9 protein-coding genes are annotated in these 12,680 nt (G+C 59.3%); all 9 read right to left on the bottom strand.

All coding sequences use genetic code 11. The features are described from left to right. Positions 1 to 85: 85 nt before the first annotated feature. Positions 86 to 1,750 (bottom strand): ABC transporter ATP-binding protein, encoded by a 1,665-nt coding sequence (locus tag IBT54_RS22435; protein ID WP_013358370.1) that lies wholly within the window; start codon positions 1,748 to 1,750, stop codon positions 86 to 88. Continuing rightward, positions 1,747 to 2,598 (bottom strand): ABC transporter permease, encoded by an 852-nt coding sequence (locus IBT54_RS22430; protein WP_201253105.1) that lies wholly within the window; start codon positions 2,596 to 2,598, stop codon positions 1,747 to 1,749. Before IBT54_RS22430 ends, IBT54_RS22435 begins: the two co-directional genes overlap by 4 nt. After that, on the bottom strand, positions 2,595 to 3,551 hold the full coding sequence (locus tag IBT54_RS22425) for an ABC transporter permease (protein WP_201253104.1): 957 nt from the start codon (positions 3,549 to 3,551) through the stop codon (positions 2,595 to 2,597). The genes IBT54_RS22430 and IBT54_RS22425 overlap by 4 nt, the downstream gene beginning before the upstream one ends. Positions 3,552 to 3,592: 41 nt before the next feature. Further along, positions 3,593 to 5,200 carry an ABC transporter substrate-binding protein gene (locus IBT54_RS22420; RefSeq protein WP_201253103.1) on the bottom strand — a complete coding sequence of 536 codons (1,608 nt, stop codon included), beginning with the start codon at positions 5,198 to 5,200 and terminating at the stop codon, positions 3,593 to 3,595. Positions 5,201 to 5,281: 81 nt separating this feature from the next. Beyond that, complete coding sequence (locus tag IBT54_RS22415) at positions 5,282 to 6,559, bottom strand: FAD-binding oxidoreductase (protein WP_201253102.1); 1,278 nt, start codon at positions 6,557 to 6,559, stop codon at positions 5,282 to 5,284. 10 nt (positions 6,560 to 6,569) lie between these two features. Continuing rightward, on the bottom strand, positions 6,570 to 7,238 hold the full coding sequence (locus IBT54_RS22410; protein ID WP_201253101.1) for a haloacid dehalogenase type II: 669 nt from the start codon (positions 7,236 to 7,238) through the stop codon (positions 6,570 to 6,572). A 27-nt stretch (positions 7,239 to 7,265) separates the two neighbouring features. Then, the gene (locus IBT54_RS22405) at positions 7,266 to 8,735 is read right to left on the bottom strand and encodes an aldehyde dehydrogenase (RefSeq protein ID WP_201253100.1); all 1,470 of its coding nucleotides are present in this window, start codon (positions 8,733 to 8,735) and stop codon (positions 7,266 to 7,268) included. 447 nt (positions 8,736 to 9,182) lie between these two features. Then, complete coding sequence (locus IBT54_RS22400; RefSeq protein WP_201253099.1) at positions 9,183 to 10,640, bottom strand: NAD-dependent succinate-semialdehyde dehydrogenase; 1,458 nt, start codon at positions 10,638 to 10,640, stop codon at positions 9,183 to 9,185. Positions 10,641 to 10,800: 160 nt separating this feature from the next. After that, positions 10,801 to 11,760 carry an HTH-type transcriptional regulator Cbl gene (cbl, locus tag IBT54_RS22395; RefSeq protein WP_013358380.1) on the bottom strand — a complete coding sequence of 320 codons (960 nt, stop codon included), beginning with the start codon at positions 11,758 to 11,760 and terminating at the stop codon, positions 10,801 to 10,803. Between the last annotated feature and the right edge of the window lie 920 nt (positions 11,761 to 12,680).

Below are 12,680 nucleotides of genomic sequence, written 5' to 3'. Positions count from 1 at the left end.
CTGTACGCTGACCCACGCCGCCTGCCTTGCACATCAGTACTGCGCAGACGGATAAATTCAGTTGCCCGTAAGGCTCAGCGGCCACTCACTCCGCTTTTAAAATCTCTTCATGTTCATCCAGCCAGCCCTGCCGCAGCTCCGGCACCGCGCGTTTCAGCCGCTCGAAATACAACTCGCTGGTCGGCTTGTCGTAATCGTTGCGTGTCAGCTGGGTGACGATGCGACCGCTTTTCATCACCACAATTTCGTCGCACACCGCGCGCACCGCATGCATGTCGTGGCTGATGAAGATCACGGAAAGCCCCAGTTCGCGACGCAGTTCGCTGATTAAGTCGAGGACGGCGGCGGCGACCACAGTATCCAGCGCCGAGGTCACTTCATCGCACAAAATCAGATCCGGCTCAGCTGCCAGCGCACGCGCCAGATTGACGCGCTGCTTCTGACCGCCGGAGAGCGCCCAGGGGCGCCGCCACAGCACGCTGCGCGGCAGCTGCACCAGATCCAGCAGCTGATAAAGTCGCTGCTGCCGGGCTGCCCCGCTCAGGCCATGAAACAGCGTCAGCGGTCGCGACAGGATGCGCTCAACGCTATGGGCCGGATTCAGCGCGGTATCTGCCATCTGGAATACATACTGAATGCGCCGCAGCTCATTGTCAGGACGTTTCTGCATATCGCCGGCAATATAGTGGCCGTTAAACAGGATATGCCCGTGGCTTGGCGCGTTGAGACCGGCAATCGCATGAGCCAGCGTCGTTTTGCCGGAGCCTGACTCGCCGATGATGCCAATCGCCTGCCCTTTCCACAGCTTAAGGTTAATCTCCTCCAGAATGCGTATTTTCGGCTGGCCGTCGCTGTCACGCGGGCCGTAACCGGCATTGAGATCGCGCACTTCCAGCAGCGGCTGAATATCGGCGGCGGCCGGACACCAGTTGCTGGGCCGCTCTTTATGCCGTGCCGCTTCCATCAGCAGTCGCGTGTATTCCGCCTGCGGCGCGCCAATCAGGTGCGCAGTACTGCCATACTCCGCCATTTTACCGCGCAGCAGCACCAGAATCCGGTCAGCCATCTGTGCCACCACGGCCAGATCGTGACTGACGTAAATCGCGGTGACGCCGCGCTGCACCACCACGCGGCGAAACGCCTTCAACACTTCCACCTGCGTGGTGACATCCAGCGCGGTCGTGGGCTCATCCAGGATCACGACGTCGGGATCGCCAATCAGCGCCATTGCCGTCATCAGGCGCTGTAACTGACCGCCCGATACCTGGTGCGGGAACCGGTCGCCAATGGTCTCGGGATTGGGCAGCGCCAGCTCACGGAACAGGCCAATCGCTTTGGCTTTCGCGTCTTTGCGGGTCATCGTGCCGTGAATAACCACCGGCTCAATCACCTGGTCGAGGATCTTCATCCCCGGATTAAATGACGCCGCGGCGCTCTGGGCGATATAGGCGACCTTGTTGCCGCGAAACGCGCGCAGCTGGCCCGGTGACAGACTGTTCACATCGGTGCCGGCAACGTGAATATTGCCCTCAGCGATGCGGCAGCCGTTGCGGGCATAGCCCATCAGTGCCATGGCGATGGTGGTTTTTCCGGAGCCGGATTCGCCAATCAGCGCCAGCACCTCGCCCTTCTGCACCGTGAAGTGAATGTCCGACACAAGGTCGAGCTCTTCACCGCGATCGGTCTGCGCGGTGACGCGCAGTTTATCTACCGAAATCACCGGCATAGCGGTATGTGGTGTCACGTTCATGCTCCCTCCTTCGACAGCGTCATCGGACGCATCGCCTGCAGGCTGTCAATAAACAGGTTGGCACCAATGGTCAGGCTGGCAATCGCCAGTGCGGGCATCAGTACCGCGGGCGAGCCATCAAACAGCCCCTGCATATTTTCACGTACCAGCGTGCCCCAGTCGGCGTACGGCGGCTGTACCCCCAGGCCGAGGAAGCTCAGGCCGCTCAGCAGCAGCACGATGTAGACAAAGCGCAGGCCAAAGTCCGTCAGCATCGGGTGCACCATGTTAGGCAGGATATCGTGAATGGCGATATACCAGCGGCTTTCGCCCCGCAGCCGTGACGCCCGGACGTAGTCCATGCTGCGCAGCGAGCTGGCCATGGCAAAAGCAATGCGGAATGCGCCCGGCCAGTAGGTGAACACCGCCGTCAGGATCAGCATGGGCAGCGAGGAGCCAAACACCGCGACAATCATCAGCGACAGTACCTTGCCCGGCAGCACCAGCAGGGCATCGTTGACGCGGCCCAGCAGCTCCTCCAGCCAGCGTCCCGTTACCGCCGCCAGCAGGGCCAGCAGCGTGCCGATCAGGCTGGCCAGCAGCGCCGCACTCAGCGCCAGGCCGATGGAGAACTTCGCGCCGTAGAGGATACGGCTCAGCATGTCGCGCCCCAGGTAGTCGGTCCCCAGCAGGTTATCGGCCGTCATGCCGCCCATCAGCGGGCCGCCGCCGATGTCATCAATGCTGTGCGGGGCCAGTGGCGTGCCAAACACCGCCATCAGCAGCCAGAACAGCGACATGATCAGACCCAGCCGGCCCGACCAGGAGAGCGACTGTAAGAAACGCCAGGGCAACAAGAGTGTATTCATGCGCTTCTCCATTTCGGGTTAAAGGCGATAGTCAGAATGTCGGCCGCCAGCAGCAGAACCAGGTAGCAGGCGGCGAACAGCATCACGCAGAGCTGCACCACCGGCAGGTCGCGGTTGCTGACCGCATCCACCAGCTGGCTGGCCAGACCGGGATAGCTGAAGATGGTTTCGATGATGATCACCCCGCCAAACAGGTAGGAGAGACTGAGAGAGATCGCATTGGCGATGGGTCCGACCGCGTTGGGCAGCGCGTGACGCAGCACAGCGCGGAGCGGCGACACCCCTTTAAGCAGCGCCATCTCCAGGTAGGGGCTGTCGAGCTGGTTGATAATGGCGGCCCGCGTCATGCGGGCCATCTGCGCCACCAGCACGCAGCAGAGCGTCAGCACCGGCAGCGCATAGGCTTTGAGGTAGCTCAGCAGGTCGCTGTCCGGACTGCCGAACGACATCGCCGACACCCAGTGCAGTTTGACGGCGAAAATCAACACCGCCACGGTCGCGACCAGGAACTCCGGCACGGCCACCGTCGCCATGGTGCCGATAACCAGCGCCCGATCGAGCCTTGAACCGCGGTTCATCGCCGCGATAATGCCGATAATCAGCGCCAGCGGCACGCAGATCAGCGTGGTGATGCCCGCCAGTTCGAAGGTGGCGGGTATGCGCTGCGCCACCAGCTGCGAGACCGGCAGATGGCTGGCAAACGAGATGCCAAAGTCACCCTGCACCATACCCGTCAGCCAGTGGAGATAGCGGACCAGTAGAGGCTGATCGAGACCCAGCTGCTGCCGTAACGCCGCCACCGTTTCCGGCGTGGCGTTCTGGCCGAGGATCATCTGCGCCGCGTCACCCGGCAGCAGGCTGGTGATGAAAAACACCACCGCCGAGACGATAAGCAACGTCAGGATGCCGGCGCCAACGCGCCGGGCAATCAGGAACAGCATGTATCGGTTCATCGGCGAACTCCTTATAAATAGCCTGATGGGGCAGGCTGAGATCAGGCGGTCAGCCAGGCAAACTCATGGAAGCGATAGCCCATCATCATGCCTGACGGCCAGGCTTCGACCCCTTTGACCTTTTTGTTGTAGCCATCGGTGGAGCTGATAAAGGTCGGGATGATCGTGCCGCAGTGGTCATAAATCAGCGTCTGCATGTCGCCATACATCTGCTTGCGCTTTGCCTGATCGCGTTCTCCGCGCGCGGCGACCACCAGTTGATCAAACTGCGGATTTTTCCAGCCCGACTCGTTATTCGGTGCGGTAGAGAGATAAAACTGTGAGAAGAGCATGTCGAGCGTCGGACGCGGATTTATCGAGCCATATCCCACCGGATCTTTCATCCAGTGTGAAGACCAGTAACCGTCATACGGCACGCGTCGCACTTTGATGTTCAGCCCCGCCCCGCGCGCCAGCTGCTGGATCATCTGCCCGCCTTCATTCGCCCCTTCAATGTTGGGCGTCGTGATGATCTCTACCGTAGCGCCCGCCATGCCCGCTTTTTTAATGTGGAACTTCGCTTTTTCGATGTCGAGCGGACGCGGTTTGAGGTCGGCGTTGTAAAGCGGATGCCATGGCGGAACCGGGGTGTCATTACTGACGTCGCCGTAACCCTGCAGTACCGTTTTCACCAGCATTTCGCGCGGCTGCAGATATTTCATCGCCAGCACGAAATCTTCGTTGTTACCCGGCTTCACGTCGGTGCGGATAATCAGGTTGGTGTACATGCCTGATTTGCTTTCCAGTATGCCAAACTCGCTGCTGGCTTTGATGCGTTTGCAGTCCGCGGCGCTCAGGGTGGAGATCATCTGCAGATCGCCCGACATCAGGGCATTGACACGCGCCGCGTTGTCAGTGACGCCAATCAGCTCCACCTCATCCAGATGCGGCAGACCGGGCTTGTAGTAGTTGGGATTTTTGGTACCAATGGTGCGCGTGCCTGGCATAAAGGTTTTGCAGACAAACGGACCGGTGCCGATGCCTTTACTGAAGTCGGTGGTGCCGTCTTTGACAATCAAAAACGGCGGCGTCGCCAGCATGTAAGGGACGTCAAAGTTGGCGTTGTTCAGCTCCAGCTGCACCTCATTATCATTGACCGCGCTGAAGGTTTTAAACTGATCAGCCAGCTTAAAGGCGATTGAGGCGATGGCCGGATCTTTGTGTCGGCTGAGCGAGAAGATCACGTCTTTAGCGGTCAGCGGTTTGCCATCATGGAAGGTGACGCCCTTCCGCAGTTTAATATGCCAGGTGATGCCGTCGCTGGATTCCACTGATTCGGCCAGCGCCGGTTGGGCCATCAGGTTTTTGTCCAGTTCGGTCAGGCCGCTGTAGAACATGAATTGACGGGTATAGTCCGCGCTGTTGTTACTTTTCGCCGGATCGAGTGTGTCGGTGGCGGAGGCATTCGACATTGCCGCCCGCAGTTTACCGCCTTTGACCGGCTTGTCGTCCGCCAGTGCCGCCCCGGAGAAGCCCACCAGCCCGCTGCTCATCACCGCACCGGCGGAAAGAATCTTCATCAGGCTGCGGCGTGACAGCGAGCCTTCGGTGATCATGCGCGTCAGTGCCGGATTTACCGCATCAGCGTCGTTATTATCAAATTTACTCATCTCTCTACCCTCAATAGTCAGGCGAACCGGGATCATGTTCTGGCGGTGCTGGCAACCTGGCGGCCAGCACCCGACGGGACGTTAAGAAAGGCGATCCTTTGCTTTGTAATAGAGTCCTGCGAGCGGTAAAAACCATGGCTTGCCGTGATAACCGGGCAGCGCGGGCCATGCGTCGCGCTGCCAGGGATTTTCAGTGCGCTTTTCGGCCAGCAGATCGGCCATTACCCGTCCCATCCACACCGACATCTGCGTGCCGTGGCCGCTGTAGCCCAGCGAATAGAAGAGGCCATCCTGTTCACCCGCATGCGGCAGACGGTCGGCGGTCATATCGACCATGCCGCCCCAGCAGTAATCCAGCGCTGCCTGGCCGAGTTGCGGCAGCATCTGCGTCATCGCGTGGCGCAGGATCCCGCCGCTGCGCGAATCAGAGGTCGGGTTGCTGACCGCAAACCGCGCCCGGCCGCCAAACACCAGCCGGCTGTCGGCAGTGGTGCGGAAGTAGTTGCCGATATTCAGCGACGTCACGTAGGTCCGATTGTTGGGCAGCACCTGGCGCAGCAGCGCTGGGTCGAGCGCTTCGGTCACCACGATAAAGCTGCCGACCGGCACGATGCGGCGCTGAAACCAGGGAAAAGGGCCGACGTTGGAGCAGCCGGTCGCCATCAGCACCTTATCCGCCAGAAGGGTGCCGTTTGCAGTGTGAATCCGGTGCTGATAGCCCTTCAGTCGCTCTAACTTCGTCACGGCATGATGCGGATAAATCTTCGCCCCGCTGCGCGCGGCGGCTTCAGCCAGCCCGATGCCAAATTTGCCCATGTGCATCTGACCGCCACGCTTCTGCAGCAGGCCGCCGTGGAATTTGTCGCTGGCGATCTCGTCGCGCACCGCCGTTTTGTCGAGCAGTTCGATCTCCGGGTCCACGGTACGGCGCATCAGTTCATACGCCTCCTGCAGCCCGGCGACGTGCGAGGCTTTGCTGGCGAGCTTGAGTTTGCCGCACAGCCGGAAGTCGCAGTCGATCGCTTCATCCTGAATCAGTTGCTGTACGTAGCTCACGGCGTCGTCAAATGCCCGGTAGAAGCGGCTGGCCTGCTCCAGGCCCTGACTCGCCACCAGTGAGGCGAAGTTCTGCGCCACACCGGTATTGCAGTGACCGCCGTTGCGCGCCGATGCCTGGCTCATGACGTCGCCACTCTCCAGCAGCACCACGCTGATGCCGCTGCGCGCCAGGTTAAGGGCTGCCGAGACACCGGTGAAGCCGCCGCCAATCACCACCACGTCCGCCTGGGCGGGCAGCGGTTCGCGGGCAGCACCGGCAAAGGCCGGAGCCGTGGCCTGCCAGAACGATTCCAGTTTCATGGGGGGTTCCTCAGAGTCCGACGACGCCAGGCAGGCCGCCGATATCTTTGATTTCGGTGTACTGGTAGTACGGGTTCGCCGGTTCATGACCGCGATTGACCCAGACTTTGTTTTTGATGCCGAGATCGTAGGCGGTCATCAGGTCATAGCGGAAGCTGGAGGAGACGTGCAGGATCTCTTCCGGGCCGCAGCCAAGTTTATCCAGCATGTATTCAAAGCCCTTCATCTGCGGTTTGTAGGCACCCGCCTCTTCCGCCGTGATGGTCATGTGGATCGGCGCACCCAGACGCGGTATATGGTGCGGAATCAGGTCTTTCATCGAGTTGGTCAGCAGCACCAGCGGAAACTCTTTTGCGACTTTCGCCAGCCCGGCCGGCACGTCGGGATGCGGACCCCAGCTGGCGCAATCGGTGTAAATGAAGTCGCTGTCGGCTTTATCCCACTCAACGCCCCACTTTTTGCAGGTGCGCTGGATGGCATTGCTAACCACGTCGTAATAAGGTTTCCATGCGCCGAGCACCTCATCCAGCCGGTAGCTGGCAAAGTCGGTGGTGAAGGCATGCATGGCTTCAGGGTCGACGCGGTCGCTGAAACAGCGTTCCGCCGCACCGGCCATATCGAAGCGAATCAGCGTGCCGTAACAGTCAAACGTGATGAATTTCGGTTTAAACAGTGCCATGTAACACCCTCGTCTTGTCAGTTGCGCTTAGAAATCGATGAGTACGCTCTTCTGGCGCTGGCAGGCCTGAAACGCCTGACGCCCTAAATCTTTACCAATGCCGGAGCCGAGAAAGCCGCCAGTGGGAATGATGAAGTCGCCAGAGCGCCCATAGCGGTTAATCCAGACGGTGCCTGCGTCAATCGCCCGCATCGCCCGCAGCGCGCGCGGCAGGCTCAGGGTGTGGACACCGGCGCAGAGGCCATAGGTGTCGTGTGCAGCCATCGCCAGCCCCTGCTCTTCATCATCAAACGTCTGTACCGTCAGCACCGGACCAAAAATCTCCTGCTGTACCGCCGGGTTATCCTGCGCCACATGGCTCAGCAGCGTCGGCTGCCAGAACCAGCCGTTGTCGGTGTCGGCAAAGCGCTCTCCGCCCACCAGCACCTCTGCGCCCTGCGCTTTTGCGGCTTCAATGACCGAGCAGACTTTGTTGCCCTGGCGTTCATCGATCAGCGGCGCGTAGCGGCTGCCCTCCTGCCAGGTGACGCCCGGTTTCACTTCCCGGCAAAGCTGGGCCAGCCGCTCAACCAGCGGATCGGCAATGTTGCGCTGCACAATAAGACGGGTGCCCGCCACGCACGCCTGACCGCCGTTGGCAGTGAAGCCGCGCAGAATGCGCTGAGCCAGCACCTCAAGGTCACCCGCATCATCAAATACCAGCTGCGGGCTTTTGCCGCCCAGCTCCAGCGTCACCGGTTTCATGCCGTGTTGCGCGGCATCGCTCATGATGCGCGCACCGGTCAGGGTCGAGCCGGTAAACGAGACTTTGCGAACCAGTGGATGTTTCACCAGCGCACTGCCGGTCACCGCGCCACTGCCCTGCACTATGTTCAGCACGCCCGCCGGCAGGCCCGCCTGAATCGCCAGTTCGGCCATGCGCACCGTCGAAAACGGGGTCAGTTCAGAGGGTTTCAGCACCACCGCATTGCCTGCTGCCAGCGCGGGTCCGCATTTCCACGACGCCATCGACAGCGGAAAATTCCACGGGGTAATCGCGGCGATGACGCCATAGGGTTCCGCAATCAGCATGCCGAGGCTGCTGTCGCGGGTGGGAAAGAGATCGCCGCTGTATTTGTCTGCGCATTCGGCGTAAAAGCGAATTGCTTCGGCGGTAAACGGAATTTCGTGCAGCACCACGTCGCTGATGGGCCGGGTTGAGCCCAGCGCTTCCAGCTGTGCCAGCAGCGCGTCCTGCGCAATCAGATCGGCCCAGCGACGCAATACCCGTCCGCGTTCACGCGGTGGACAGCCAGACCAGCCGCTGGTTTTCAGCGCCTGATGCGCCACGGTGATGGCACGATCAACATCCTGCGGCGTGGCGTCCTGCAGCGTGGCATAGACCCTGCCATCAGAGGGCCGTTTAACCTCAAAGGCTGCGCCTTGGCTCTGGCAGTGCTGGCCGCCAATATAATGGCCAGCCGGAAGAGAAACTTTTTCAGGGTCGAAACTTAACATGGAAGAATTCCTTATTTGTAACACCCATCAGTTGCTGGCTTATTAGCGTTTTTAACTGGCGATTTCTGCGCTGTTAATAAGCTAATGCAGAAAGTATGCCAGCCGGGCAAAAAATAAAAATGCGTTTAAAACAGCGCAAAAAAATTTTCTGCCGTATTGCCGGGTTAATTTTTGCGGATTTGCCGAACAATTAAACAGATGATTTACTTCACAAAATTTATGCGCCCTGCTGGTGCAACCTGCACAGAAATTGCACCAAAGCGGATATTCGGGCTCAGGCTGCTCACTTCTGCACTCATGACACACCGATTTACCGACCGGCCTCACATCCCTGATAAATTCTTTACTTTTTAAAGAGGATTATTTGACGCCGTGGAAATAATTCTGTGCGTCAGGCATAAAAAAACGCCAGCCGGATCGTCCGGCTGGCGTTTTGGTCATATTTAATTACAGACTGCCGATGTGAAAAGTTTTCTGTTCCAGATATTCATCAATTCCGTAGCGGGATCCTTCCCGGCCAATACCGGAAAGTTTCACGCCTCCAAAGGGGGCAACTTCAAGAGAAATCGCGCCGGTATTAAAGCCGACCATGCCAAACTCCAACGCTTCCGCCACCCGCCAGGCACGCCGGATATTTTCGGTAAAGAAGTAGGCGCCCAGTCCGTAGGGCGTGTCATTCGCCATTGCGATGGCCTCATCCTCATCATCAAAGATAAACAGCGGCGCGACCGGACCGAATGTCTCCTCATGAGCAATGCGCATGCTGGACGTGACCTCGCCGAGCACCGTAGGCTGAACAAAAGTACCATTATCCTGGCTGATGCCGCCGGTCAGCAGCGTGGCACCCTGGCTGAGCGCATCATCGATGTGACCATTCACCTTCTCTACCGCACGTGGGTTAATCAGCGGACCCATGGTGCTGTCGGGCGCAAAGCCATCCCCCACTTTCAGGGTGGCGACCGCCTCCAGCAGTCGCGCGGTGAAGCGTGGATAGATGTTGCGCTGCACCAGGATGCGGTTGGCGCAGACGCAGGTCTGCCCGGCGTTGCGGAACTTGCTGAGCATGACGCCCGCGACCGCAATCTCAATGTCGGCATCATCGAACACGATCAGCGGCGCGTTGCCGCCCAGCTCCAGGCTCAGACGTTTGATGCTGTCAGCGCTCTGCTGCATCAATAACTGCCCAATGCGGGTTGAGCCGGTAAAGGAGATTTTACGCACCGTACGGCTACCAGTCAGTGCCGCGCCAATCTCTATGGGCAGGCCGGTCAGCACCTGTAACACACCTGACGGGAAACCGGCACGTTCTGCCAGCACCGCGAGGGCCAGCGCAGAGAGCGGCGTTAATTCAGAGGGTTTGACGATAATCGGGCATCCGGCGGCCAGCGCGGGTGCCACCTTACGGGTGATCATCGCAATCGGGAAGTTCCAGGGAGTGATGGCGGCGGCAACGCCTACCGGCTGTTTCAGCACCAGAATGCGCCGGTCATCGCTGGGCGCGGGAATGGTGTCGCCATAGACACGGCGCGCCTCTTCCGCGAACCATTTCACAAAGCTGGCCCCGTAGAGCACTTCGCCTCTGGCTTCCGCCAGCGGTTTGCCCTGCTCTGCGGTCATGATGATCGCCAGGTCGTCAGCATGTTCAATAATCAGTTGATGCCATTTTTCCAGCAGCGCGGCACGGCTGGCGTTAGTGGTTTTTCCCCAGCTGATGCGAACCGTTTCCGCATAGGCTATCGCCTGCTCTGTTTCCGCACGGCCCAGCGCCGGTATGGTCGCCAGCGTTTCGTCCGTGGCGGGATCGGTAACCGGCAGCGTGGCACCCTGATGTGCATCCTGCCAGCGTCCGGCAAATAACGCCTGCTGGCGCAGCAGATCGCTGTCTTTAAGTTGTAATCGCGACATAACATCCCCTTGTGGTCAGCTGATTCCACTTTATCGCGCCGGGTCAGCGCAGGATGTTGTTGTGCGGGGTCAGAAAGGTCGCTAAGCGAGTTTTTCGCGGGGATTTGAAATTTTATGCTGTGCGGAAATGTGCGCGCATCCGGTGGGATGCGCACGCGCTTTAAATCTGGAAGTCGATGACCGGTTCGTCGTCATTACTGTAGGAGAGCGCCTGGCGTTTGATCTCCTCCAGCGACAGATTAGCGTTACAGAGTTCCAGGAACTGCCAGACATAATTGCGCTGCAGCTGTCCCCGCTTGAGGCCGAGCCAGACGGTGCTGGCATCAAACAGATGCGTGGCGTCGATGCGTACCAGCTCTTCACTCTCTTCCGTTTCACACGCCTGATCGGCCAGTATCCCGACGCCCAGACCAAGTTTAACGTAGGTTTTCACCACGTCGGAGTCCTGGGCGCTGAGCACGATGTCCGGTTTTAAACCCGCCGACTGGAAGGCACGGTCAACCCGCGAACGACCGGTGATACCCTGGCGGTAAGTAATGAGGGGATAACGGCTGAGGGTGCTCAGTGAAACCGGTTGATTCTGTACCAGCTCATGATCTTTCGGCACCAGCAACGCATGATGCCAGCTGAACCAGGGGAATGCCGCCAGGCTGCTGTTATTGACCAGCATTTCACTGGCGATGCCGATGTCCGCTTCACCCGCCAGCAGCATGGTGACAATTTCCTGCGGCGATCCCTGGTTGAGTTCCAGACGAACGTTGGGATAGAGCTGACGAAACGCTTTAATGATTTTCGGCAGACTGTAGCGCGCCTGAGTATGGGTCGTTGCAATTGTCAGAATGCCGCTGGTTTCATTAGTAAAGACATCGGCCAGACGTCGTACCTTCCCTGCTTCATCGAGGATGCGTTCGGCGATGGTCAGCAGCGCTTTACCCGGTTCGGTCATTCCCAGCAGGCGCTTACCGCGACGAATAAAGATTTCAACACCCAGTTCATCTTCCAGGTCACGAATGTGCCGACTGACACCTGACTGGGAGGTAAACAGCGTGTTAGCGACTTCCGTTAAGTTAAACTCACAGCGGGCCGCCTCGCGGATGATTTTAAGCTGCTGGAAATTCACGACATTTACCTCTCTTTACATAATCTGATTCCCTGATGTTAAGAACTATTATTGATAACAGGAAATACTAAAAAATTTGGATTTATGACTTTAGGGAATAACGGGGTGGGACTGAGGTTGTGCGAACGCGCTGAGATGATTGGCCGGGCAGCACGGGCTTAACGGGTATTCGCTGCGCGAACGGGCTCTGTGGAGTTGAAGCTGTAGTCTTCGCTGCACGAACAGGCTCTGAGAGAGGTTTCGTTCGCCTGGCAGGCTGGGCATTTTCAGTAACGCCTCTGCAGGCGACCGACAAGGGGGCGCCTGTCGCCGCGCCCCCTTGACCCCGGGCTCCGGCCTGCTTCACCGCCGCTTCGCGGTCCCTTCGCTTCTTCCTGATTTCTCACGGACCGCCGGGACGCGCCATCCCTGGCGCGAACCCGCCTCTTCGCGACATCCCTGTCGCTCGTCCTGAAATCCCTCATCCGCTCAGCGGTTCAGATGGCCTCCCTGACCCCTCGCTGTTATTTCTTCTTCTTACGTTGGGTATTTTATCGCTTTACGTTTCCGGGATTGGCTTTACGGGCCAGCAGACAATACAGCATCAGAGAAAACAAAATAGATAACAGGCGGGAGTTTGCCAGAGGCATCCGTAGCGCTGAGGAACAACCGGAGGCGAGGATGAGCCGACAGGACGTCGGCGAAAGGACGGTTCGCGCCAGGGATGGCGCGTCCGGACGGTCCGCTGGCCGCAGGGCGTGACGAAGGGACCCCGCGAAGTGGGGCGCGCAGGCTGCCGGACGCCGGGATTGTTAAGGGGCGGGCGTCCGCCCCTTGACGCGTCCGCCTGCACGAAGAACCTGAAACTCCCCACCGCCTGGCGGGCGAAACCCCCTCATTGTTAGCCCGCTGCAAAGCGAAATTCGCCAACCGGCAGGGAT

Source organism: Pantoea sp. S62, from assembly GCF_016658625.1.
Classification (GTDB): Bacteria; Pseudomonadota; Gammaproteobacteria; order Enterobacterales; family Enterobacteriaceae; genus Pantoea; species Pantoea vagans.
Note: the sequence above shows the minus strand (reverse complement) of the source record. Positions and strands in the feature narration are given on the sequence as shown.